The sequence below is a fragment of the Pseudomonas sp. B6002 genome, from assembly GCF_013385985.1.
Classification (GTDB): Bacteria; Pseudomonadota; Gammaproteobacteria; order Pseudomonadales; family Pseudomonadaceae; genus Aquipseudomonas.
This window is the reverse complement of sequence record NZ_JACAOY010000016.1, coordinates 60,928-83,979: the sequence shown is the minus strand read 5'-3', so window position 1 is coordinate 83,979 and position 23,052 is coordinate 60,928. Positions and strand designations below refer to the sequence as shown.

The 23,052-nt window shown below is 62.7% G+C and carries 20 protein-coding genes; 14 read left to right on the top strand and 6 right to left on the bottom strand.

Annotated features, from left to right (window positions below; translation table 11 throughout):
* The first annotated feature begins 10 nt into the window (after positions 1-10).
* The 4 genes from HX792_RS21105 to HX792_RS21090 all read left to right on the top strand — a co-directional run bounded on the left by HX792_RS21105 (position 11) and on the right by HX792_RS21090 (position 4,257).
* The gene (locus tag HX792_RS21105) at positions 11-724 is read left to right on the top strand and encodes a GntR family transcriptional regulator (protein ID WP_176997915.1); all 714 of its coding nucleotides are present in this window, start codon (positions 11-13) and stop codon (positions 722-724) included.
* Complete coding sequence (locus tag HX792_RS21100; protein WP_176997914.1) at positions 721-1,722, top strand: ADP-ribosylglycohydrolase family protein; 1,002 nt, start codon at positions 721-723, stop codon at positions 1,720-1,722. Before HX792_RS21105 ends, HX792_RS21100 begins: the two co-directional genes overlap by 4 nt.
* Positions 1,723-1,880: 158 nt before the next feature.
* A complete protein-coding gene (locus HX792_RS21095) occupies positions 1,881-3,347 on the top strand; it encodes a cytosine permease (RefSeq protein ID WP_176997913.1) in 1,467 nt (488 codons plus the stop codon).
* Positions 3,340-4,257 carry a PfkB family carbohydrate kinase gene (locus tag HX792_RS21090; protein WP_176997912.1) on the top strand — a complete coding sequence of 306 codons (918 nt, stop codon included), beginning with the start codon at positions 3,340-3,342 and terminating at the stop codon, positions 4,255-4,257. The genes HX792_RS21095 and HX792_RS21090 overlap by 8 nt, the downstream gene beginning before the upstream one ends.
* Positions 4,258-4,370: 113 nt before the next feature.
* On the opposite strand, the gene HX792_RS21085 is transcribed toward HX792_RS21090, so the two are convergent.
* The 4 genes from HX792_RS21085 to HX792_RS21070 form a co-directional block, all read right to left on the bottom strand.
* Complete coding sequence (locus tag HX792_RS21085) at positions 4,371-4,751, bottom strand: termination factor Rho (protein ID WP_176997911.1); 381 nt, start codon at positions 4,749-4,751, stop codon at positions 4,371-4,373.
* A 51-nt stretch (positions 4,752-4,802) separates the two neighbouring features.
* The gene (locus HX792_RS21080; protein WP_176997910.1) at positions 4,803-5,069 is read right to left on the bottom strand and encodes a hypothetical protein; all 267 of its coding nucleotides are present in this window, start codon (positions 5,067-5,069) and stop codon (positions 4,803-4,805) included.
* Between the two features lie 51 nt (positions 5,070-5,120).
* The gene (locus tag HX792_RS21075) at positions 5,121-5,462 is read right to left on the bottom strand and encodes a hypothetical protein (protein WP_176997909.1); all 342 of its coding nucleotides are present in this window, start codon (positions 5,460-5,462) and stop codon (positions 5,121-5,123) included.
* Between the two features lie 90 nt (positions 5,463-5,552).
* Positions 5,553-6,761 (bottom strand): MFS transporter, encoded by a 1,209-nt coding sequence (locus HX792_RS21070; protein ID WP_176997908.1) that lies wholly within the window; start codon positions 6,759-6,761, stop codon positions 5,553-5,555.
* Positions 6,762-7,112: 351 nt separating this feature from the next.
* Here HX792_RS21070 and HX792_RS21065 point away from each other — a divergent pair, with 351 nt between their 5' ends.
* The 8 genes from HX792_RS21065 (at position 7,113) to HX792_RS21030 (ending at position 17,829) form a co-directional block, all read left to right on the top strand.
* Positions 7,113-11,150 carry a Pls/PosA family non-ribosomal peptide synthetase gene (locus HX792_RS21065; protein ID WP_176997907.1) on the top strand — a complete coding sequence of 1,346 codons (4,038 nt, stop codon included), beginning with the start codon at positions 7,113-7,115 and terminating at the stop codon, positions 11,148-11,150.
* Positions 11,151-11,155: 5 nt separating this feature from the next.
* The gene (locus HX792_RS21060; protein ID WP_176997906.1) at positions 11,156-11,716 is read left to right on the top strand and encodes a 4'-phosphopantetheinyl transferase superfamily protein; all 561 of its coding nucleotides are present in this window, start codon (positions 11,156-11,158) and stop codon (positions 11,714-11,716) included.
* A gap of 66 nt (positions 11,717-11,782) precedes the next feature.
* Complete coding sequence (locus HX792_RS21055; protein ID WP_041161286.1) at positions 11,783-12,262, top strand: GNAT family N-acetyltransferase; 480 nt, start codon at positions 11,783-11,785, stop codon at positions 12,260-12,262.
* 262 nt (positions 12,263-12,524) lie between these two features.
* Positions 12,525-13,346, top strand: a complete 822-nt coding sequence (locus tag HX792_RS21050; protein WP_176997905.1) for an SDR family oxidoreductase — start codon at positions 12,525-12,527, stop codon at positions 13,344-13,346.
* A 36-nt stretch (positions 13,347-13,382) separates the two neighbouring features.
* Entirely contained in the window at positions 13,383-14,363 is a 981-nt protein-coding gene (locus HX792_RS21045) for a substrate-binding domain-containing protein (protein WP_176997904.1), read from the top strand.
* Positions 14,360-15,859, top strand: a complete 1,500-nt coding sequence (gene araG / locus HX792_RS21040; RefSeq protein WP_176998018.1) for an L-arabinose ABC transporter ATP-binding protein AraG — start codon at positions 14,360-14,362, stop codon at positions 15,857-15,859. The genes HX792_RS21045 and araG overlap by 4 nt, the downstream gene beginning before the upstream one ends.
* 19 nt (positions 15,860-15,878) lie before the next feature.
* The gene (gene araH, locus HX792_RS21035) at positions 15,879-16,844 is read left to right on the top strand and encodes an L-arabinose ABC transporter permease AraH (protein WP_176997903.1); all 966 of its coding nucleotides are present in this window, start codon (positions 15,879-15,881) and stop codon (positions 16,842-16,844) included.
* A gap of 181 nt (positions 16,845-17,025) precedes the next feature.
* The gene (locus HX792_RS21030; RefSeq protein WP_176997902.1) at positions 17,026-17,829 is read left to right on the top strand and encodes an IclR family transcriptional regulator; all 804 of its coding nucleotides are present in this window, start codon (positions 17,026-17,028) and stop codon (positions 17,827-17,829) included.
* Here the strand turns inward: HX792_RS21030 and HX792_RS21025 are convergent, their stop codons facing one another.
* Positions 17,830-18,882: an NAD(P)-dependent alcohol dehydrogenase gene (locus tag HX792_RS21025; protein ID WP_176997901.1), complete on the bottom strand. Its 1,053-nt coding sequence runs from the start codon at positions 18,880-18,882 to the stop codon at positions 17,830-17,832. It abuts the gene before it with no gap.
* A 182-nt stretch (positions 18,883-19,064) separates the two neighbouring features.
* Here HX792_RS21025 and HX792_RS21020 point away from each other — a divergent pair, with 182 nt between their 5' ends.
* Positions 19,065-19,958 carry an AraC family transcriptional regulator gene (locus HX792_RS21020; RefSeq protein WP_176997900.1) on the top strand — a complete coding sequence of 298 codons (894 nt, stop codon included), beginning with the start codon at positions 19,065-19,067 and terminating at the stop codon, positions 19,956-19,958.
* A 170-nt stretch (positions 19,959-20,128) separates the two neighbouring features.
* On the opposite strand, the gene HX792_RS21015 is transcribed toward HX792_RS21020, so the two are convergent.
* Positions 20,129-21,793 (bottom strand): electron transfer flavoprotein-ubiquinone oxidoreductase, encoded by a 1,665-nt coding sequence (locus HX792_RS21015; RefSeq protein ID WP_176997899.1) that lies wholly within the window; start codon positions 21,791-21,793, stop codon positions 20,129-20,131.
* Between the two features lie 507 nt (positions 21,794-22,300).
* Between HX792_RS21015 and HX792_RS21010 the strand changes: the two genes are divergently transcribed.
* Entirely contained in the window at positions 22,301-23,050 is a 750-nt protein-coding gene (locus HX792_RS21010; RefSeq protein WP_176997898.1) for an electron transfer flavoprotein subunit beta/FixA family protein, read from the top strand.
* Positions 23,051-23,052: the final 2 nt, after the last annotated feature.

The window sequence follows — 23,052 nt, the reverse complement described above, 5'->3', positions numbered from 1 at the left end:
CAATTTGTACATGATTAGACATGTTCGATTTGATAAGAAAAAACGCGTCGTCGACGAGCTCATCCGCCGTATCGAGGGTGGGGTGATGGCCGACGGTTTCCTGCTGCCGGGCGAGCATCAACTGGCCGAGGAGTTCGCGGTCAGCCGCGGCACCCTGCGCGAAGCCCTGGCCGAGCTCAAGCGTCGCAACTACATCGCGACCCAGAGCGGCGTCGGCTCCATCGTCACCTTTGACGGCATGGTGCTCGACCAACGCAGCGGCTGGGCCCAAGCCCTGGCCGACACCGGCGCACTGGTCACCACCGACATCCTGCGCCTGGAAGCGGTCACTCGGCCGGACCTGGCCAGCCGTTTCGGCAGCGACCAGTTCATCGCCCTCGACCGTCGCCGGCGCACCACCGATGGCGTCGCCGTGTCCCTCGAACGTTCACTGATGCCTGCCGCGGGAGGCCTGGAAAGCCTGCCGCGAGTCGGCCTGATCGATAACTCCCTGACCATCACCCTGGCAGCCTACGGTTATGTCGGCGCCGAAGGTGACCAATGGATCGGCGCCGAGCCGCTGAACGACGAAGACGCCGAGCTGCTCGGCCGACCTGCCGGCACCGTGTTTCTCAAGGCCTCGCGCACCACCTACGACCGCCGCGAGCGCTTCATGGAGTACGTCGAGAGTTTGCTCGACCCTTTGCACTTTCGCTTGCACCTGCAGTTTGGAGCCTTGAAATGACCCCGGATATTCGCGCACTCGGCGCGTTCTACGGCTTGGCGCTGGGCGATGCCCTCGGGATGCCTACCCAGTCCCTGAGCCGCGAGCAAGTCAGGGCGCGCTTCGGTGCCATCACCGGCCTGGAAGACGCCGACGCCGACCAACCGATTGCGCCGAACATGCCTGCTGGCTCGATCACCGACGACACCGAGCAGGCGATCCTGGTCGGCGAGTTGCTGGTGGAAGGGCACGGCAAGATCGAACCCACGGTACTGGCCCAGCGCCTGATCGAGTGGGAAGCGGTGATGCGCGCCAAAGGCTCCCAGGATTTGCTCGGGCCGTCGACCAAGCGTGCCATCGACATGATCCTCGCCGGCCACACACCTGAAGAGTCCGGACGTTATGGCACCACCAACGGCGCGGCGATGCGCATCACCCCCGTGGGCATCGCGGCCGACGTCAGCGACCCGGAGCACTTTATCCAGGCGGTGATCCAGGCCTGCCAGGTCACCCACAACACCAGCCTCGGCATCTCCAGCGCCGCTGCCGTGGCGGCTGTGGTCTCGGCGGGCATCAATGGCACCGACCTCGGTGAAGCCCTGAACATCGGTGTGCAGATCGCCCAGCAGGCGGAAAACCATGGCCACTGGATCGCTGGTGGGCGCATTTCCACCCGCATCAGTTGGGCGCGCACTTTGAGCGTCGGCAGTGGCGACAAAGCCTTGTTCGCCGACTTGCTCTACGAATTGATCGGCACCTCCGTCGCCTCTCAGGAGTCGGTGGTGGTGTCGTTTGCCCTCGCGCAGCAAGTGGCGGTGGGGGAGATGAATGCTTTCGAGGCCCTGTGCCTGGCCGCCAGCCTCGGCGGTGACACCGACACCATCGCCGCCATTCTTGGGGCGATGTTAGGCGCGTGCCTGGGCCTGCAGTGCTGGCCCGAGGCGCTGATCGAACAGGTCAAGCAGGTCAATGGCCTGGAGTTGCAGCCGCTGGTGCAAGGGCTGCTGAAACTGCGCTGACCCCTGTAGGAGCCCGGCTTGCCGGCGATGGCGTCCTCACTATCGCCATCGCCGGCAAGCCGGGCTCCTACAAGGTTCGCGTCGAGTCAGGATGACCGGTTCACCGCTTTGATTCTCTGCCACAACCACAACAATACAGGCACCAGGAGCACCCTCTCATGAGCAGCACCTCTTCCGGCCAAAGCGCCGGGCAATTGGAAACACGCGGCATAGAACCGGTCCCCGAAGGCGAGTGCAACGGCCATCCGCTGCAACTGTTCTGGGTGTGGTTCGCCGCCAACATCAGCATCCTCGGCTTGCCCCTGGGCGCGACGCTGGTGGCGTTCCGTGGCCTGGCCATCTGGCAGGCGATCATCGTGGCGATCCTCGGCGCCGCTGGCTCCTTTGCGGTGGTGGGCATCATTTCCATCGCCGGGCGTCGCGGTCGTGCGCCGAGCCTCACGCTGTCCCGAGCCATCTTCGGCGTGCGCGGCAATATCGGCCCCACCCTGGTCTCGCTGATGTCGCGACTGGGCTGGGAAACCGTCAACACCACTACCGCCGCGTTCGTGCTGCTGTCGTTGTGTTCGATCCTGTTCCATTCGCCGGTCGAGGCGAAAAGTGCGCCGGTACTCACCCTGATCTTCATCGCGATCTTCGTGCTGTTGACCCTGTCGGTGTCCGGCCTGGGCCATGCCACCTTGCTGGTGATCCAGAAGTGGGCCACCTACGTGTTCGGCGCCTTGAACATCCTGGTGGGCGGTTTCCTCTGCGCCACCATCGACTGGAGCGCGGTGTTCAACGCCACGCCGGCACCGTTGAGCGCGATGATTATCGGCGTGGGTACCATGGCGGCCGGCACCGGTATCGGCTGGGCCAACGCCGGTGCCGACATGTCGCGCTACCAGCACCGCAGCGTCAAGGCCGTGCGCCTGGTGGCGTCTGCCGCGTTTGGCGCGGGTATCCCGCTGGTGTTGCTGATCACCCTCGGCGGCCTGCTGTCGGTGGGCAACAACGACTTGGCGTCGGCCACCGACCCGATCATCGCGATCCGCGACATGCTGCCGACCTGGATGGCCGTGCCGTACCTGATCACGGCCTTTGGCGGGTTGCTGCTGTCCAACAACCTCTCGGTGTACTCGGCCGGCCTCACCACGTTGACCCTGGGCCTCAAGGTCAAGCGTGTGCACGCGGTGATCGTCGACATCGTGGCGATCTTCGCCGGGTCGATTTACTTCATGTTGATCGCCGACAGCTTCTATGGCCCGTTCATCACCTTCATCTCGCTGCTGGCGGTGCCGATCACGGCATGGGTCGGCATCTTTGTGGTCGACCTGATTCATCGCCATTACTACAGCCCCAAAGACCTGCTGGACGTCTCCCCAAGCAGCGCCTACTGGTATCGTGGTGGTGTGGAATGGCGCGCGTTCGGCGCCTGGGCCGTGGCGATCGTGCTGGGCTTCAGCTTCACCACCATCGGCACCACCGCAGAAAACATCTGGTTTGCCGGGCCATTGTCCGACTCCTGGCTGGGCCATAACGGCCTGGGCTGGATCGTCACCTTCCTGGTGGCCGGTGGGATTTACGCCGTACTGGGCGGCGCCGCTGATCGTCGCCCGGCTTTAGTAGAGAGCCCCAATGTCTAGATTGCTGCACACCGGCCAGGTCATCGTCGACTTGGTCATGGCCCTCGACACCTTGCCCGCAACCGGTGGCGACGTACTGGCGCAATCGGCCAGTTTCGAAGCCGGCGGTGGTTTCAACGTGATGGCCGCCGCCCTGCGCAATGGCTTGCCGGTGGTTTACCTGGGGCGTCATGGCAACGGTCGATTTGGCGACCTGGCCCGCGCCGCGATGCAGGCCGAGGGCGTGGAAATCGCCCTGCCTGCCAGCGAGGGCAAAGACACCGGTTTGTGCGTCTCGCTCACCGAAGCCAGTACCGAGCGCACGTTCATTTCCCATATCGGCGCCGAGGGTGACTTGAGTGCTGATGACTTGGCCAGTGTGACGCCGCATGCGGACGACTATGTGTACGTCAGCGGCTACAGCCTGTTGCTGGACGGCAAAGCGCAAGCGCTGCTCGATTGGCTGCTGGCCTTGCCGCGTGAAATAACCGTGGTGTTCGACCCGGGCCCGCTGGTCAAGGCGCCAGACTCAGCGCTGATGGTTGCGTTGCTGCCACGCATCGATATCTGGACCAGCAACGGCCCGGAAGCGCTGGCATTTACCGGTGCTGGCACGGTTGCGCAGGCGTTGGGCGAACTCAATCGCCATCTGCCCGAGGACGCGTTGCTGGTGGTACGCGACGGGCCGAATGGCTGCTGGGTCAGCCGCCAGGGCAAGGCCGAACATGTGCCGGGTTTCAAGGTTAAGGCCGTGGACAGCAACGGTGCGGGCGATGCCCATGCCGGCGTGTTCCTCGCCGGGTTGGCCAACGGTTTACAACCGGCCGAAGCGGCACGCCGTGCCAACGCGGCCGCTGCCCTGGCCGTGACTCGCTGGGGCCCCGCCACCTCCCCAGGCACCGCCGAAGTCGACGCACTGCTCGCCGAATAATCACCCACCCCTGTAGGAGCTGGCTTGCCGGCGATAACGGTCCATCTGTTCCCTCTCGGGCAACAGACACACCGCCATTGCCGACAAACCGACTCTTGGAGTCGGGGTTGGGGTCAGCCGGCTTTGTGCAACGCTTCGATCAGTTGATCCTTGCGCATCGTCGATCGCCCCACGACTCCCTTCACCCGTGCTTCCTTGAGCAGGCTTTCCTTCGTCTGGGTTCCCAAGGATGCACGACTGTTGCGTGGTTGCCCTGCACGGGTGGCAGCAGCGCGCTTGGCTGAGGCGTGGCGGTCCGCCGCCTTTTTGGCTGGCGCTTTGCGCTGGCCCGAGCCCCCGGCTTTTTCGCCACCACCGGACTGTTTGTTCACGGTGGCCCAGGCGCGAGCTTGTGCCTCGTCCTCGGGGACGCCTTTTTGCTCATAACTGCTTTCAATACGCGCAGCCTTGCGTTTCTGTGCGGCGGTGTATTTGGCTTTGCTTCCAAGAGGCATTGCGATACTCCTTCTGGCCCCGGTGACGGGGCCAGACCAGACAAAAATGAATTACTGCGAACCTGCACCGTCCAGCTTGCGCGCCTCATCCACACCGGACGCGGTGAGCTTGATCGGCAAGTTCAGCGCATATTCACCGGCATCGTCGGTGGTCACATGCCCATCCTTGATAAGCCCGCGGTCCTGCAGGAAAGCCAGGACACTGGCCACCTCTTTTTCGCCGCGGTAGTTATCCAGCACCTCCTTGCCCAGGCCGTTGGGGTGGGCGTGCAGCAGGCGGGTGAGGACTTCTTTCTCAAGGTTTCTATCGACGTTCATGCGTACCTCTTCACTGGGGAATGATCGGGTGTCGGTGGTGCGTGCGATGGATCAAGGTGCAGGTTGTTTCGGCGCGCCCGGGATGTTCGAGTCATCGCCTTTGTTGATTTTCGGCTGATTGACCGCCGGGCCCATCTTGCCGTTACCCACTGCGGGCGGGCTTTGACGGCCGGTGTCCTGGCCTTGGGTGCGTGGGTCGGCGCCTGGGGCACCTGGGGTGGTGTTATCGATGACGGCACCGCCGTTGGTGTCCATGCCGGTGCCCATGGATTTCTGGGACTCGGACGTCGCCGGGTTGGTCGGGCCAGTCGACGAGGTGGCGGCGAAGGCGCTCAGGGAAGCGGCAGACAGCAGGCCGGTGAGGGCGAGGGCGGCAAACTTGGAAGGCTTCATGAGGGTATCTCCATAGGGTTGATGTCCTTACCCTTTATTGGTCCGCCCTCACTTGCGGTTCGTGCCTGGGTGGCGACGAACGGTCTTGGGTCACCTGTAAGATTTTGTGTGACAGGCCTCGCTCTTCGACAGGCTCCGGCGCCAGATCAGCCGCGCCACCGTGATCAACCAGTTGAACAGCGCCACCCCCAGCACGCACGCCAGCAGCGTCGGCAGGCCGTGCTCGACGATGATCTTGCCCGCCAGCAGAGGGAAGCCGAACACCCCCACAAAATACGCCAGGCTGAACAGCAGCAACGCCTGGGACGTGGTGCCAGCCGGCGCTTCATTGGCCACCAACCCGTTGATCACCGAATACGTCAGGCCATACCCGACCCCCAGGATCACGGCCGCCAGCAAATAGCTGCCACTGCCCGACACCCCATAACCGAACAGCACCACCGACAGCACCATCAAGCCTGACAACACACAGGCGGCACGGTAGGCATCCCGCTTGACCACGAAGCCGGCAATCAGCAGGCGACTGGTGATTGCCGCGCTGAGAAAGCCCAGGAAGAACAACGAATAGTCCAGCGAGCGGGCCGCCGCGTAGCTGGTCTGGAACGACGACAAACCGCCGAATACACAACCGCCCAGGCCGACCATGACAATCGCAAACGCGGCTTTGGACGACAGCACCTCGCGTGTCGCCACCCAGGAAATGCGCGCCACCGGCGCATTGGCGTGTCCCTTGAGATGCGCGCCCAGGCGCCAGAACATCACCACCCCAACCAGGCTGGCGAATGCAGCGAGCAGGAACGCACTCGTCAGCGGCAACCCCAGCGCGCTCGCCGCGCGCCCCAGCAACGGGCCGGAGCCGATGCCGCTCATCATGCTGCCCGACAGCAACGCAAAGTAACGCGCGCGGTGCTGGGGTTCTACCAGCACGGCCACGATGATCGGCCCCAGGGTATAGAACACCCCCCAGCCCAGCCCCAATGCCAGGCCGAACAGCATCATCCCTTCGCCAAACCCCGGCACCAGGGCAAAGCCCAGGCACGCCACCACCAGCAACAGGCCGAGCACGGCAATCGAGCGGGCGGCGCCCAGCCAGTCGGCCAAGTGGCCCGACACCAGCACCGCGACAAAGGTGCTCAGCATCGCCATGGAAATCACGCTGCCGGCGTCATGTTCGTTGCCGCCGCGTGTGTGGATCAGCAGCGACAGCAGGAACGTCGAGCCGTAAGACAAAGACAACAAAAAACTCGCCAGGCAGAACAACACGAAGTGTCGCCGGGAGAACGTGGCAGCAGCGGGCATGGGGAAAACCTGGCGGTTATTGGATTTATGGCGCCAACTTTTAGCACGGGTGAAGCCGAGGTTTGTTGTGGGGTTACCGGTTTCAGCATTAGCCCGGGGCGGAGTAAAGCCGCTGTTTGCCTTGCCTCCAGACCAGCGGTCAAGCCGAGTGAGTTTGTTCAACCGCCGTACAGCTGGCCTTTGCGATAGTCCTGATGCGTGATCCGGGTCGTGAGGTATCTGTCGCTTTCAAGGCTGAACCTGAGGGCCTCGTTCGCCTGTGAATGTATCGAGGCGGATACCAAGTGGACACGCAGCATTACAAATCGGCGCCTTGGCCGGATTGACCCTCACACAGCGAACACTGCCGCCATGACTACTGTGACCTTGCTGAAAGACCCCGTTGTCACCCGACCGACAGAGGTGTTGTACGGTCCCCTCCAGCCTGAATTGTTGCGTCACGAAGTGCTGGCCGACCTGCTCGAGGCCACGGTGCGGCGTGACCCCCATCAGGTGGCGCTGATCGATGGCGAACGCCAGCTCAGCTATGGCGAGCTGGACCGCCAGGCCAGTGTCGTGGCCTCACGGTTGATCGAAGCGGGTGTGGCGCCGGGCCAAATCGTCGGCCTGTGGATGCCGCGCGGGCTGGAGCTGCTGGTCATGCAGGCAGGCATCGCCAAGACGGGGGCCGCGTGGTTGCCGCTGGACCAGGACACGCCGCTGGAGCGCCTGCAGATTTGCATGGACGATGCTCAGGCGGTTGGCGTGTTGAGCTGCGAAAGCAACGCTGCGGCGCTGCGCAGTGTCGGGCTGGTCGCCTGGACCGCCGAAGCGTTGCTCGCGCCCACCGATGCGCCGTTGTTACGCCGCACTAACGCTAAACCGGAAGACCCGGCCTACGTCATCTACACCTCCGGTTCCACCGGCAAACCCAAGGGCATCCTGATTTCCCAGGGCAGCATCTGCCATTTCCTGCGCAGCGAGAACGCGATTCTCGGCATCCAGGCCAGCGACCGCGTGTACCAGGGTTTCTCGGTGGCTTTCGACATGTCGTTCGAAGAAATCTGGATTGCCTATCTGGTGGGCGCCACCTTGTGGATCGGCCCCAAGGACATCACCGGTGACCCCGAAGCCTTGCCGCGCATGCTCGTCCAGCAACGCATCAGCGTGCTGCACGCGGTGCCTACGCTGCTGGCATTGTTCAGTGAAGACGTGCCGAGCCTGCGCCTGATCAACCTGGGCGGCGAGATGTGCCCCGAGTCGCTGGTGGAGCGCTGGAGCCGCCCCGGCCGGCAGATCTTCAACACCTACGGGCCTACCGAGGCCACGGTGTCTGCCAGCCTCGCGCGCTTGGTGCCCGGCAGCCCGGTGACCATCGGCACGCCACTGCCCAACTACGGCTTGCTGGTGATCGACGCCGACCTGGCCCCGGGCGCCACCCCGACTTTGCTGGGTCGTGGGCAGACCGGCGAGCTGTGCATCATCGGCCCGGGCCTGGCCGACGGCTACCTGGGACGGCCAGACCTGACCCGCGAAAAATTCATCAGCAACCCGTGGTCCACCGGCTACTACGATGAGCGCCTGTACCGCACCGGCGACCTGGCGCGCATCGAGGCCGACGGCCAGGTGATGTGCCTGGGCCGCGCCGATGACCAAGTGAAGATCCGTGGCTTTCGCGTCGAACTGGGCGAAATCGAGGCCTTGCTGGCCCAGCAGCCGGGCGTCGGCACCGTCGCGGTATTGCTGCGCAATGACGGCGGCATGGATCAATTGATCGCCTACCTGGTGCCGGAAGGCGGCGTGGCAGTCGATGGCTTGCCCGCACAATTGCGCAAGGCATTGCAGGCGCGGTTGCCGGCGTACATGGTGCCGGGTCGCTTTGAATTGCTCGACGGCATGCCCCGGCTGACCTCCGGCAAAATCGACCGCAAGGCCCTCAAGGCGCGGCCGCTGGGCGTAGACATCAGCGGCGCGAACCTGGAGTCGGACACCCCGGAAAACCCCGGCGAAACTGTCCTGTTTGTCGCCCTGGAAAAACTCTTCCCCGGCCAGCCGATCCGGCGCGACGCCGACTTCTTTTGCGACCTCGGCGGTCACTCATTTTTTGCCGCGCGGCTGGCTTCGGCCTTGCGTGCCGACGAGCGTTTCGCCCACATCACCGTGCGCGACATCTACCAGCAACGCCGCGTCGGTGCGATTGCACAGGTGCTGCAAACCGCGCCACAGCCGGTCGTACAGGAAGCCGCCTGGACACCGCCTTCGGCCCTGGCGCGCTGGCGTTGCGGGCTGGCCCAGGCGGCGGTGATGCCGGCCATGGTGTGCCTGCGCATGAGCCAGTGGCTGGCGCCGTTTTTTACTTATCACTACCTCACCGGCAGCCCCGGTGATTCGGTGGCCACGGCCACGGCGGCGTCCATCGGCGTATTCCTGTTGGCGACGCTGTTGCAGTTCGTGCTGGCCATCGCCGGCAAATGGCTGATCGCCGGGCGCCTGAAACCGGGTGTCTATCCGTTGTGGGGCCTGACCTATTTTCGCTGGTGGGCCGCATCGCGCATGGTCGAGTCGGCGCCGGTCTACCTGCTAAGTGGATCGTCGCTGTATGGCCTGTGGCTGCGTGCACTGGGGGCCAAGGTCGGGCGCGAGGCCAACATCGGCTCGGTGGGCGTGCGGGTGCCAGACCTGCTGCAGATCGGCAATGAGGTGAGTATCGGCAACGGCGTCAGCCTGGAAAATGCCCGGGTCGAGCGCGGCCAATTGCACCTGGGCCAGGTGGTGATCGACGACAACGCCTGCCTGGGTTCGTACACGATCCTGGAAGGCAACACAGCCGTCGGCCGCAGTGGCCACCTGCAAGGGCAATCGGCATTGGCCGACGGCCGCCGCGTGCCGGCCGGGCGTATCTGGAGCGGTTCGCCGGCGACCGATATCGGCGCGTTCGACCCCGCCAGCCTGCTACCTCGGCCCGTTGTCAGTCGCGGGCAACTGGCGCTGGAAAACCTGTTCTACGTGTTTGGCATCCTGCTGGTCGCCACGCTGTTTTTCATCCCGGTGTTCCCGACGTTTTTCCTGATCGACTGGTTCGATGAGCAACACATTCTGCCGCTGTTGCAGGAACAGCATGTGAGCCTGCAACTGCTGCGCTACTTTGCCCTGGCACTGCCTGCGGCCGCCGTGCTGATCGTGGTGATGATGCTGGTCTCGGCCGGTTTGCGCTGGGCTGTGTTGCCCCGCCTGAAAGCCGGCCACTACCCGGTGCACAGCCGGGTGTATTGCAGCAAATGGTTGGTGAGCCATATTCAGGAGGCCAGCCTCAATGTGCTGTCGGGCCTGTATGCCACGGTGTACGCGCCGTTGTGGTATCGCCTGCTGGGCGCGCGGGTAGGTCGCGATGCGGAAATTTCCACGGCGCAAGGCGTGATTCCCGACATGCTCACCCTGGGCGATGAAACCTTTATTGCCGACGCGGTCATGCTCGGCGACGAACAGGTGGATGGCGGCTGGATGCGCATTCAACCAACGGTGGTGTCGCACCGCAGTTTTGTCGGCAACGGTAGCTACATCCCGGACGGCACCACCTTGCCTGAGAACGTACTGATCGGCGTGCATTCCCGCGCCCCGGCCAATGCGCAGATCGCCAGCGGCGATACGTGGCTGGGCTCGCCGCCGATCAACCTGCCGGCGCGTGAGCAGGTCAGTGGGTATGCCGACCACCTCACGTTCCGCCCGTCTCTGTGGCGCCGTCTGGCCCGTGGCGCGATTGAAGGGCTGCGTATCGTGCTGCCCCACGCCACCGTGATTGCGGTGGGTTATACGGTGATGATCGACTTGATGCCCGTGGCTGAAGACGAGCGTTGGGGCGCGGTGCTGGGCTACCTGGCGCTGATCGGCTTGGCCTACAGCCTGGGCAACTACCTGCTGGTGGCGGCGTTGAAGTGGCTGGTGATGGGCCGCTATCGCAAACGCTCGGCGGCGATGTGGACGCCGTTTGTGTGGCTCTCCGAAGGCATTACCAGCCTCTACGAAGGCATGGCGGCGCCCAACTTCATGAGTTACCTGCGCGGCACGCCGTGGCTGCCGCTGGCCTTTCGCGGCCTGGGCTGCCGTATCGGGCGAGGGGTGTACATGGACACCACCGACATCACCGAATTTGACTGCGTCACCATCGGTGACCACAGCGAATTGAACGCCGGTGCCTGCCCGCAGACGCACCTGTTCGAAGACCGCGTGATGAAAATCGACCAGGTGCTGATCGGTGAGCGCGTCTACATGGGGCCACGCAGCTCGGTGCTGTACAGCGCTGAAGTCGGCAGCGGCGCACGGCTCGGGCCGCTGACGCTGGTGATGAAAGGCGAGTGCATTCCGGCCTCCAGCAGTTGGGTGGGCTGCCCGGCGGCACCGGCGCGAGGTTGATAGCGATGCACGTATTCATGTGGCCGGAAACACGGCCGCGCTGGCAGGACGGTGTGTTGTTGATCGGCCTGCGACACGTGCCAGGCATGACCCGCGAAGCCGCCCGGGCGCGGGTGCGTCAGGCACTGAGTGAGGCATTGCTGCAGGCGCTCGATGTGCCCCAGGAGCGCATCCGCTTTCACTCGGCACCGGGCGAGGCCCCACAGATCCGTGTGCCCGGGCATGAAGACGCCGGGCTTTCCATCAGCCACGACGGCGATTTTTCGGTGGCAGCGGTGCACTTGCATGGCCCGGTCGGCATCGACGTGATGGCGGTGCAGGACACCCCGGACTGGCAAAGCGTGACGAGCGACTACCTGGGCCCGCACGTGCTGGCGCGCTTGTGCGCCGCGAACCAGGCCCAGCGCGCTCGCCTGTTTACCCGCGCCTGGTGTGAGCGCGAGGCACGGCTCAAGTGTGTGGGGCAGGGGTTGGGCGAATGGTCGCCACGGGCCGCGCGGGGCTGTCGCACCGTCGAGGTGGGGTTGCCGGCCGGGCTGGTCGGCGCCTTGGCCCTGCGCGCATAAATTGCGCTGCAATCGGTCATCAAAGCGCCTTAGTATGTGAGCTTTGAAATTGCCCAAGGCTCGCCCATGACCATCGAGATTCGCCCTGCCGTGCCCAGCGATGCTGCGCAGATCCTGACTTTCATCACCGAGCTTGCCGAGTACGAAAAGGCCCGGCATGAAGTGATCGCCAGTGTGGTGGATATCGAGCGCAGCCTGTTCAGCGAGGGTGCCACCGCCCACGGCCTGATCTGTTCGCGGGACGGTTTGCCGATCGGTTTTGCGGTGTTCTTTTTCAGCTATTCCACCTGGTTGGGCAGCAACTGCCTGTACCTCGAAGACCTCTACATCAACCCCGAGCAACGCGGCGGCGGCGCCGGCAAGAAGCTGCTGCGCCACTTGGCGAAGATTGCCTGTGACAACGGTTGCGGACGCTTCGAGTGGAGCGTGCTGGACTGGAACGAACCGGCGATTGCCTTCTACAAATCCATCGGCGCCCAGCCGCAGGAAGAGTGGGTGCGCTACCGCATGGAAGGCGACGCGCTGCGCGATTTTGCCCAGGGCTGAAGCCCCCTGAACTTCAAGTGTGAAAGGAGGGCTTGTGTGGGAGCTGGCTTGCCTGCGATTGCATCACCGCGGTGTGAATGACGCACTGCGGCGCCTGTATCGCAGCGGTGCGGCGACCCGACAAGCCAGCTCCCACACAAGCCCTTTTCTTTTAGTTTCTCTCACTATATGGGATGCAAATTTATATATTGAGATGTTTCAAAAGATGGGTTTATAGTCGGCTGCATCAGCACTCACTACCAAAAATAAAACAGGTGAAGCGATGCAGGCCCAACCGTTGTCATTACCCGCCGTGCCCGAGCCGACTTATGGCGAGCGGCTGAAGAACAAAGTAGTGATCATCACCGGCGCCGCCCAAGGCATTGGCGAGGCGATCGTCGCTTGCTTCCAGGCCCAGCAGGCGCGCCTGGTGATCGCCGATATCCAGGGCGACAAGGTCGAGAAAGTCGCCGCCCACTGGCGCGAACGCGGTGCCGAGATTGTCGCGCAGCCCGTCGACATCACCTCCAAGGTGCAATGGCAGGCGCTGGTCAATGTGGCCATCGAGCGCTTCGGCCGCGTGGACGTGCTGGTCAACTGCGCCGGGGTCAACGTGTTCCGCGACCCCCTGGAAATGACCGACGAAGACTGGCGCCGCTGCTTCGCCATCGACCTCGACGGTGCCTGGTTCGGTTGCCGCACGGTGCTGCCGCACATGATCGAGCAGGGCATCGGCAACATCATCAATATCGCCTCCACCCATTCCAGCCACATCATCCCCGGCTGCTTTCCGTACCCCGTCGCCAAGCACGGTTTGCTTGGGCTGACCCGCGCCCTGGGCATCGAATACGCACCCAAGGGTATTCGCGTCAACGCCATCGCCCCGGGCTACATCGAGACCCAGCTCAACGTCGACTACTGGAACGGTTTCCCCGACCCCCATGCCGAGCGCCAGCGTGCGTTCGACCTGCACCCGCCCAAGCGCATCGGCCAACCGATCGAGGTGGCGATGACCGCGCTGTTCCTCGCCACCGACGAGGCGCCCTTTATCAATGCCACCTGCCTGATGATCGATGGCGGGCGGTCTGTGATGTACCACGACTAGAACTCGCAGCTCTTCAATAACAACAAGAGGTGGTTCATGTTCAAGAAAACACTAGGCGCCGTGGCGCTGGCAGTGGCGTTCAGCGGTTTTGCATCGGCCGAAGAAGTGAAGATCGGCTTTCTGGTCAAGCAGGCCGAGGAACCGTGGTTCCAGACCGAATGGGCCTTCGCCGAGAAAGCCGGCAAGGACCAGGGCTTCACCGTGATCAAGATCGCCGTGCCGGACGGCGAGAAGACTTTGTCGGCCATCGACACCCTGGCCGCCAACGGCGCCAAGGGCTTTGTGATCTGCCCGCCGGACGTGTCCCTCGGCCCGGCGATCATGGCCAAGGCCAAGCTCAATAACCTCAAAGTGCTGGCGGTGGATGACCGTTTCGTCGATGCCAAGGGCAAGCCCATGGAGGACGTGCCTTACGTCGGCCTGGACGCCTACAAGATCGGCCAGAAACAAGGCGAAGCCATGGCCGCCGAAGCCAAGCATCGCAACTGGGACTGGAAGGAAACCTATGCCGTCATCAACACCTTTGACGAGCTGGAAACCGGCAAGAAACGCACCGACGGTTCGGTAGAAGGCCTCAAGGCTGCAGGCTTGCCGGCCGACCATATCCTGTTCAGCGCACAGAAAACCCTCGACGTGCCGGGCAGCATGGACTCCACCAACTCGGCCCTGGTGAAACTGCCGGGCACTGCGAAAAACCTGATCATCGGCGGCATGAACGACAGCACCGTGCTGGGTGGCGTGCGTGCCACCGAAAGCGCCGGCTTCAAGGCCGCCAACGTAATCGGCGTGGGCATCAACGGCACCGATGCCATCGAAGAACTGAAGAAATCCGACACCGGTTTCTACGGCTCGATGCTGCTGAGCCCTGACGCGTCGGGCTACAAGACCGCCAGCGCGATGTTCGAGTGGGTGACCAAGGGCACCGAGCCTGCCAAGTTCACCGCCTTGGATAACGTGACCCTGATCACCCGTGCCAACTTCAAGGAAGAGTTGAGCAAGATCGGTCTGTGGAAATGACCGGCGCGGCCTTGCGCTTCAATGGCATCGGCAAGGAATTTCCCGGTGTGAAAGCCCTGGCGCAGATCAGCTTTGAAGCGCGGCCCCATGAGGTGCACGCGCTGATGGGCGAGAACGGCGCGGGCAAGTCGACCTTGCTGAAAATCCTCGGCGGTGCCTACCTGCCGAGCAGTGGCACGGTGCAGATCGGCGAGCAGACCATGGCCTTCAAGAACGCCGCCGACAGCATTGCCAGCGGCGTGGCGGTGATCCATCAGGAACTGCACCTGGTGCCGGAAATGACCGTCGCCGAAAACCTGTTCCTGGGGCACTTGCCGACGCGCTTCGGCGTGGTCAATCGCAGCCAATTGCGCAAGCAAGCGTTGGCCTGTCTCAAGGGGCTGGCCGATGAAATCGACCCAGAGGAAAAGCTCGGGCGGTTGTCCCTGGGCCAGCGCCAACTGGTGGAAATCGCCAAGGCGCTGTCCCGCGGCGCCCATGTGATTGCCTTTGATGAACCCACCAGCAGCCTGTCGGCGCGGGAGATCGACCGCTTGATGGCGATCATCACGCGCCTGCGGGACGAGGGCAAAGTGGTGCTCTACGTATCGCACCGCATGGAGGAAGTGTTCCGCATCTGCAATGCGGTCACCGTGTTCAAGGACGGCCGTTACGTGCGCACCTTTGATGACATGAGCACACTGAGCCATGACCAGTTGGTGACCTGCATGGTCGGTCGCGATATCCAGGATATCTACGACTACCGGCCTCGCGAGACGGGCGAGGTGGCGCTTCAGGTCGAGGGTTTGCTTGGGCCGGGCCTGCGTGAACCGGTGAGCCTGAAGGTACACAAGGGCGAGATTCTTGGCCTGTTCGGATTGGTCGGGGCAGGGCGCACGGAGCTGTTTCGGCTACTCAGTGGCTTGACCCGCAGCAGCGCTGGCAGCCTGGCGCTGTGTGGGCAAACACTGCAGTTGAACTCCCCTCGCGATGCGATTGCCGCCGGTGTGCTGCTGTGCCCGGAGGACCGCAAGAAGGAAGGCATTATTCCGCTGTCCAGCGTGGCGGAAAACATCAACATCAGCGCGCGCGGTGCGCACTCGGCGTTTGGCTGGCTGCTGCGCGAAGGCTGGGAGAGGGGCAACGCCGAGCAGCAGATCAAGGCGATGAAGGTCAAGACGCCGAACCCGCAGCAGAAAATCATGTACCTCTCAGGGGGCAACCAGCAGAAGGCGATTCTCGGCCGCTGGCTGTCGATGCCGATGAAAGTGCTGCTGCTGGACGAACCCACGCGGGGCATCGACATCGGCGCCAAGTCGGAGATCTACCAGATCATCCATAACCTGGCGGCCAGCGGCATTGCGGTGATCGTGGTGTCCAGCGACCTGATGGAAGTGATGGGAATCTCCGACCGCATCCTGGTGATGAGCGAAGGGGCGTTGACCGGCGAATTGACCCGCGAACAGGCGGACGAAGCACGCCTGTTGCAACTGGCTCTCCCGCGTTCGCGGGCTTGAAGAATTCGAGGGTGTAGGTATGTCACAGGTAAAAACTGCAAAGGGCTTCTGGCCGGGTTTCAACCAGCGCAAATTCCTCGACGATTGGGTGATGCTGCTCGCGGCGTTGACCATCTTTGTGCTCAGCGCGCTGTTCATCGACAACTTCCTCTCGCCGCTGAACATGCGTGGCCTGGGCCTGGCGATTTCCACCGTGGGCATTGCGGCGTGCACCATGCTGTTCTGCCTGGCGTCGGGGCATTTCGACTTGTCGGTGGGCTCGGTGATCGCCTGTGCCGGTGTGGTAGCGGGGATCGTGATCCGTGACACCGACAGCGTGGTGCTCGGTGTGTCGGCGGCGTTGGCCATGGGCCTGGTGGTGGGGCTGATCAACGGCATCGTGATCGCCAAGCTGCGCATCAATGCGTTGATCGCCACGCTGGCTACCATGCAGATCGTGCGCGGCCTGGCCTACATCTTCTCTAACGGCAAGGCCGTCGGCGTAATGGACGAAGGCTTCTTCGTGTTCGGCAACGGCCAGTTGATGGGCGTGCCGGTGCCGATCATCATCACCGTGCTGTGCTTTGTGTTCTTTGGCTGGCTGCTCAACTACACCACCTACGGGCGCAACACCATGGCCATCGGCGGCAACCAGGAAGCCGCGTTGCTGGCGGGTGTGAACGTTGATCGCACCAAGATCATCATCTTTGCCGTGCACGGTTTGATTGGTGCGTTGGCCGGGGTGATCCTAGCCTCGCGCATGACCTCAGGCCAGCCGATGATCGGCCAGGGGTTTGAGCTGACGGTGATTTCGGCCTGCGTATTGGGCGGGGTATCGCTGAGCGGCGGCATTGGGATGATCCGCCATGTGATTGCCGGGGTGCTGATTCTGGCGATCATCGAGAATGCGATGAACCTGAAGAACATCGACACCTTTTACCAGTACGTGATCCGAGGCTCCATCCTGCTATTGGCCGTCATCATCGACCGCATGAAACAACGCTGAAACCCGAACCTGTGGAGATCAAAATGTGGGAGCTGGCTTGCCTGCGATAGGATCACCTCGGTACAGCTGATCCACCGAGGTGTCTGCATCGCAGGCAAGCCAGCTCCCACAGTGGATCTCCACTGTTTTGAGGGACGGTATTTGCCATAATGCCCCCGCTTTTTACACTTATAGGCCCGATATGCAGGAAAACCCTCAGCCCACCGTCAAAGAAACCGCCCCCACCGGCACCCAAACCCTGTTGCGTGGCCTGGGCGTGGTGCAGGCGGTGGCGGCCGGTGCGCGGGATCTGAAAGAGATCGCCCGGCGCATCGGCACCACCCGCAGCACCACCCACCGCCTGGCCAGTTGCCTGGTGGAAGAGCGCTACCTGCGCGTGGTGCCGCAAGTCGGTTACCTGCTGGGCCCCAAGCTCATCGAACTGGGTTTCCAGGCACGTGAAGAGTTGCCGCTGGTGACCTTGGCCATTCCTTATCTGGATGAGCTGTCGGCATTGACCGGCGACACCATTCACCTGGCCATTCGTGAATACGACGACGTGCTGTACCTGCACAAGAACCCGGGGCGCAATGGCCCGGAAATGCGCTCGCGGGTCGGCCATCGCATGCCGTTGGCGCGTACCGGTATTGGCAAGGCGTTGCTGCTGGATGACCCGGTGCAGGAATGGCAGCGCCTGTACGAAGTGAGCCAGCCGGTTGCCGGTAAACACCAGCCGTGGCCGCAGCACCCGGAACAGTCCTGGGCGCAGTTCGAGCAGCGCATGCACGAGTACGTGGTGGGGGGCTTTGCGTTCGATCTGGAAGACAACGAACCGTCGATCCGTTGCGTGGCGGCACCGGTGCGCGATGCCAGCCGGCGAATCGTCGCCGGCATCAGCATCGCCAGTACCGTGCCCTACATGCCGCTGGAGAAAATGGCCGAGCTGATCCCTGTGGTCAAACAGGTCGCAGCGCGGCTGTCAGCGGAGTTGGGCGCTAAGGCCTGATCAGGCCTTCAGGGTCGCCATGTCGATGACAAAGCGGTACTTCACGTCGCCGGCGATCATGCGGGCGTAAGCCTCGTTGATCTGGCGGATGTCGAGCATTTCGATGTCGCAGGTGATGTTGTGCTCGGCGCAGAAATCCAGGACTTCCTGGGTTTCGGCAATGCCGCCGATCAGCGAGCCGGCCAGCACTTTACGGCCCAATACCAGCTTGGCGGCGTTGACCGGTGGGTCGACCGGTTCGATCAGGCCGACCAGGATATGCACGCCGTCAAAGCGCAGGGTGTCGAGGTAGGGGTTCAGGTCGTGCTGCACCGGGATGGTGTCCAGCAAGAAGTCGAACTGCCCGGCGGCGGCCTGCATCTGTGCGTCATCGGTGGACACGATCACGTGGTCGGCACCCTGGCGACGACCTTCTTCCGCCTTGCTGGCCGAGCGGGTGAACAGCGTGACTTCGGCGCCCATCGCCTTGGCGAACTTGATGCCCATGTGGCCCAGGCCACCCATGCCCAGCACGCCGACTTTGTCGCCGGCCTTCACGCCGTAGTGCTTGAGCGGCGAGTAGGTGGTGATGCCGGCGCAGAGGATCGGCGCGGCGCTGGCCAGGTCGAGCGTGGCCGGGATCTTCACCACGAAATGCTCGCTGACCACGATGCTGTCGGAGTAGCCGCCCATGGTGTTGCTGCCGTCTACCCGGTCCGGGGTGGCGTAGGTCATGGTCGGGCCTTCGAGGCAGTATTGCTCAAGGTCCGCGTGGCAAGCGTCGCAGTGACGGCACGAGTCGACCATGCAGCCGACGCCGACCAGGTCACCGACTTTGTGCGCGGTGACGCTGGCGCCGACGGCGGTGACTTTGCCGACAATTTCGTGGCCGGGCATCAGCGGGTACACGGCGATGCCCCATTCGTTGCGAGCCTGGTGGATGTCGGAGTGGCACACGCCGCAGTAGAGGATCTCGATGGCCACGTCATCGGCGCGCGGGCTGCGGCGCTCGAACGACATGGGGGCCAGGGGAGTGGTGGGCGACTGGGCGGCATAACCGATAGCGGTGTACATGGAGGCAACCTCGCAAAAGCAATCACAGGTGAGGCGGCGCATTTTCCGCGCAGGGTCGGTGGGCGGCCATGGCGATTGCTCCGAACCTCATGCCTATTCGTCCGGGAGTGCCGGGTGTTTGGATCCATGTGCCTTCAGACCTGCGATGATGTTCTCATCCCTTTTTCGCGAAGTTTTTTGCCATGTTGTTGACCCGCCATCTCGATGCCAACGCCACCCTGGTTGCCTTGATCGAGGGGCTTACGCCCTGCGACGGTTTCTCCCCGACGAACCTGCCCGGCGTGCAGGTATTGCGCGCCAGTTGCGACGTGGCGCGCGGGCCGCAGATCTATGAGCCGAGCCTGATGTTCGTGGCTCAGGGCAGCAAAGTTGCTTACCTGGGCCCGCGTACGCTGGAGTACGGCGCCGGGCATTACCTGATCCAGGCGATGCCGGTGCCGTTCGAGTGCGAGACGTTTGCCATGGCGCCCGATGCGCCGCTGTTCGGCGTGACGGTGGGCATCGACCGCGTGGTGCTGGGTGAATTGGTGATGGCCATGGGCATTCAGGCCGGGCCGCCACCGACGGCGCAGACCCTGGAGTCGATGAGTTCGGTGGTGCTCGATGATGCGATGCGCGGTTGCGTCGAGCGGCTGTTGCAGTGCCTGCACGATCCGCTGGAAAGTCGGATCATGGGCCCGGCGCGGGTGCGCGAATTATTGTTCACCGCATTGCGCGGGCCACAGGCAGATGTGCTGCGCGCCCTGGTGGAACAGCAGGGGCAGTTTTCGCGGATTGCCACGTCGTTGAGTCACTTGCACGCTCACTATGACGAGCCGCTGAATATCGAAACCCTGGCGGGGTATGCGCACATGAGTGCGTCGACCTTTCACGAGCATTTCAAGCGCTGCACGATGTTGTCGCCGGTGCAGTATCTGAAGCGTTTGCGCTTATTGAAAGCCCAGCAGTTGCTGCTGGTGGAGGGCATGGGCGTGGCGCAGGCGGCGCACCGCGTGGGGTATCAGAGCACGTCGCAGTTCAGTCGCGAGTACAAGCGCTACTTCGAGCGCAGCCCGGGTGAAGAGCGCGCTGCCTAAATCTTATTGATTCAACCCGGTCAATGTGGGAGCTGGCTTGCCTGCGATAGCGGTCTGTCAGTGCCTTATGTATAGCTGGCCCACCGCTATCGCAGGCAAGCCAGCTCTCACAACTGACCGCGCTGTGTCAGCTGTAAAAAAAGGCTCCCATTTGGGAGCCTTTTTTTGGCTTACATATTCGGGTAAGTCGGTCCGCCCGCGCCTTCCGGCGTGACCCACGTGATGTTCTGCGAAGGGTCCTTGATGTCACAGGTCTTGCAGTGCACGCAGTTCTGGGCGTTGATCTGGAAGCGCTTCTCGCCGTCTTCCTTGGTGATCACCTCATACACGCCAGCCGGGCAGTAGCGCTGCGCCGGTTCATCGTAGAGCGGCAGGTTGGTGCCGAGTGGGATGCTCGGGTCCTTGAGCTTCAAGTGGCACGGTTGCTCTTCTTCATGGTTGGTGCTGGAGAGGAACACCGAGCTCAACTTGTCGAAGCTCAGCTTGCCGTCGGGTTTGGGGTAGTCGATCTTCTTGCTGTCCTTGGCCAGCTTGAGGCAGGCGTAGTCCGGCTTGGTGTCGTGCAGGGTGAACGGCATCTTGCCGCCCAGGATGTTCTGGTCGAACCAGTTGAAACCTGCGCCGAGGATCGGGCCGAACTTGTGCATCGCCGGGCCGAAGTTGCGGCTGGCGAACAGTTCTTCGTAGAGCCAGCTGTTCTTGAAGCTGTCGACGTAAGCGGTCAGTTCATCACCGCCTTCGGATTCGGCGAACAGGCGGTCGGCCACGGCGTCGGCGGCGAGCATGCCGGACTTCATCGCGGTGTGGCTGCCCTTGATCTTGGCGAAGTTCAGGGTGCCGAGGTCGCAACCGATCAGCGCGCCACCTTTGAAAACCATCTTCGGCAACGAGTTCAGGCCGCCTTTGCAGATGGCACGGGCACCGTAGCTGATGCGCTTGCCGCCTTCGAGGTACTGGGCCAGCACCGGGTGGTGCTTGAGGCGCTGGAACTCATCGAACGGCGACAGGAAGGTGTTGCTGTAGGACAGGTCGACGATCAGGCCGACGACCACCTGGTTGTTTTCCAGGTGGTAGAGGAACGAGCCACCGGTGTTCTCGGCGCTCATGATGTCCAGTGGCCAACCGGCGGTGTGCACCACCAGGCCTGGCTGGTGCTTGGCCGGGTCGATTTCCCAGATTTCTTTCAGGCCGATGCCGTAGTGCTGGGCGTCGGCGTCGCTGTCCAGGTTGAAGCGCTGGATCAGTTGCTTGCCGATGTGGCCGCGGCAGCCTTCGGCGAACAGCGTGTACTTGCCACGCAGTTCCATGCCGGGGGTGTAGACGCCTTCTTTCGGGTTGCCTTCACGGTCGACGCCGAGGTCGCCGGTGATGATCCCGCGTACCACGCCGTTTTCGTCGAACAGTGCTTCCTGGGCGGCGAAGCCTGGGTAGACTTCCACGCCCAGGTTCTCGGCCTGCTGGGCCAGCCAGCGGCACAGGTTGCCCAGGGAGATGATGTAGTTGCCTTCGTTGTGCATGGTCTTGGGCACAAAGAAGTCAGGGACCTTGGTGGAGGCTTCGGGGCTGCGCAGTACATAGATGTCATCGCGCACCACCGGGGTGTTGAGCGGGGCGCCGAGTTCTTTCCAGTCCGGGAACAGTTCGTTCAGGGCGCGTGGTTCGAACACGGCACCGGAGAGGATATGGGCGCCGACTTCGGAGCCTTTCTCGACCACGCAGACGCTGATTTCCTTACCGGCTTCGGCGGCCTTCTGCTTCAGTCGGCAGGCGGCAGACAGTCCCGCCGGGCCAGCGCCGACGATGACCACGTCGAATTCCATGTATTCGCGTTCCACAGGCTATCTCCTACTCAAGGCTCAACAGGCTTTTTTTTCTAATGGGTGGAGGTTCGGTGTCGTCTTGCAGCAACGGCAGGACCCACCTTTCTCTCTAGGTGGCGCATTATATCTACACCACTGGCAGCGTCCAATACAAACGTTTGTTTGAATTGCTCGCAGGCTAGGTAAATCAAAGAGACGCGGCTTATGACGGGCTATTTTGCCGTATTGACCAGAATAGGCGTTCCGGTCAATATACGGTCGGTTTTGCGCTTACCGTAGGCAGACTGCAGGTTTCAAGAGCACGTCCAAAAGCAAGAAAGGTGGCGCGCGTCCAAGCAATGGCGCGCAGTTTACACGCTGCGATAAAGAATGACCTCTCAGTCACTGCTGACGAACGGTCATCACTTCCCGTGAGCAAGGTCATCCGCCGACGTTTTTGGAGGTGCCCTTGTGTGCCGATGAGCATCAACCGCCAGGTTCGCCTAGGCGACTTTCTTTTCACCGGAGAGTAACGAGGAATCCATGAAGGTTCTTGTAGCTGTCAAACGCGTTGTCGATTACAACGTGAAAGTTCGCGTCAAGGCGGACAATTCCGGCGTCGACCTTGCTAACGTCAAGATGTCGATGAACCCTTTCTGCGAAATCGCTGTGGAAGAAGCCGTCCGCCTGAAAGAGAAAGGCGTGGCGACTGAAATCGTCGTGGTTTCCATCGGCCCTACCACTGCTCAAGAGCAGCTGCGTACCGCCCTGGCATTGGGCGCCGACCGCGCCATCCTGGTCGAGTCCGCTGAAGAGCTGACCTCCCTGGCCGTTGCCAAGCTGCTCAAGGCCGTTGTCGACAAGGAACAGCCTCAGCTGGTGATCCTCGGCAAACAGGCCATCGACAGCGACAACAACCAGACTGGCCAGATGCTGGCTGCCCTGACCGGTTACGGCCAAGGCACCTTCGCTTCCAAAGTTGAAGTGAATGGCGACAGCGTCGCGGTGACCCGTGAAATCGACGGCGGCGCACAAACCGTTTCGTTGAAACTGCCGGCCATCGTCACCACCGACCTGCGTTTGAACGAGCCGCGCTACGCGTCCCTGCCAAACATCATGAAAGCCAAGAAGAAGCCGCTTGAGTCGGTGACTCCAGACGCTTTGGGCGTTTCCACCGCCTCCACCAACAAGACCGTCAAGGTTGAAGCACCGGCTGCTCGCAGCGCGGGCATCAAGGTCAAATCGGTGGCTGAACTGGTCGAGAAACTGAAAAACGAAGCGAAGGTGATCTGATC

Coding starts and splice junctions, on each gene's coding strand:
- HX792_RS21105 (WP_176997915.1), top strand. CDS start 11: ATGATTAGACATGTTCGATTTGATAAGAAAAAACGCGTCGTCGACGAG.
- HX792_RS21100 (WP_176997914.1), top strand. CDS start 721: ATGACCCCGGATATTCGCGCACTCGGCGCGTTCTACGGCTTGGCGCTG.
- HX792_RS21095 (WP_176997913.1), top strand. CDS start 1,881: ATGAGCAGCACCTCTTCCGGCCAAAGCGCCGGGCAATTGGAAACACGC.
- HX792_RS21090 (WP_176997912.1), top strand. CDS start 3,340: ATGTCTAGATTGCTGCACACCGGCCAGGTCATCGTCGACTTGGTCATG.
- HX792_RS21085 (WP_176997911.1), bottom strand. CDS start 4,751: ATGCCTCTTGGAAGCAAAGCCAAATACACCGCCGCACAGAAACGCAAG.
- HX792_RS21080 (WP_176997910.1), bottom strand. CDS start 5,069: ATGAACGTCGATAGAAACCTTGAGAAAGAAGTCCTCACCCGCCTGCTG.
- HX792_RS21075 (WP_176997909.1), bottom strand. CDS start 5,462: ATGAAGCCTTCCAAGTTTGCCGCCCTCGCCCTCACCGGCCTGCTGTCT.
- HX792_RS21070 (WP_176997908.1), bottom strand. CDS start 6,761: ATGCCCGCTGCTGCCACGTTCTCCCGGCGACACTTCGTGTTGTTCTGC.
- HX792_RS21065 (WP_176997907.1), top strand. CDS start 7,113: ATGACTACTGTGACCTTGCTGAAAGACCCCGTTGTCACCCGACCGACA.
- HX792_RS21060 (WP_176997906.1), top strand. CDS start 11,156: ATGCACGTATTCATGTGGCCGGAAACACGGCCGCGCTGGCAGGACGGT.
- HX792_RS21055 (WP_041161286.1), top strand. CDS start 11,783: ATGACCATCGAGATTCGCCCTGCCGTGCCCAGCGATGCTGCGCAGATC.
- HX792_RS21050 (WP_176997905.1), top strand. CDS start 12,525: ATGCAGGCCCAACCGTTGTCATTACCCGCCGTGCCCGAGCCGACTTAT.
- HX792_RS21045 (WP_176997904.1), top strand. CDS start 13,383: ATGTTCAAGAAAACACTAGGCGCCGTGGCGCTGGCAGTGGCGTTCAGC.
- araG (WP_176998018.1), top strand. CDS start 14,360: ATGACCGGCGCGGCCTTGCGCTTCAATGGCATCGGCAAGGAATTTCCC.
- araH (WP_176997903.1), top strand. CDS start 15,879: ATGTCACAGGTAAAAACTGCAAAGGGCTTCTGGCCGGGTTTCAACCAG.
- HX792_RS21030 (WP_176997902.1), top strand. CDS start 17,026: ATGCAGGAAAACCCTCAGCCCACCGTCAAAGAAACCGCCCCCACCGGC.
- HX792_RS21025 (WP_176997901.1), bottom strand. CDS start 18,882: ATGTACACCGCTATCGGTTATGCCGCCCAGTCGCCCACCACTCCCCTG.
- HX792_RS21020 (WP_176997900.1), top strand. CDS start 19,065: ATGTTGTTGACCCGCCATCTCGATGCCAACGCCACCCTGGTTGCCTTG.
- HX792_RS21010 (WP_176997898.1), top strand. CDS start 22,301: ATGAAGGTTCTTGTAGCTGTCAAACGCGTTGTCGATTACAACGTGAAA.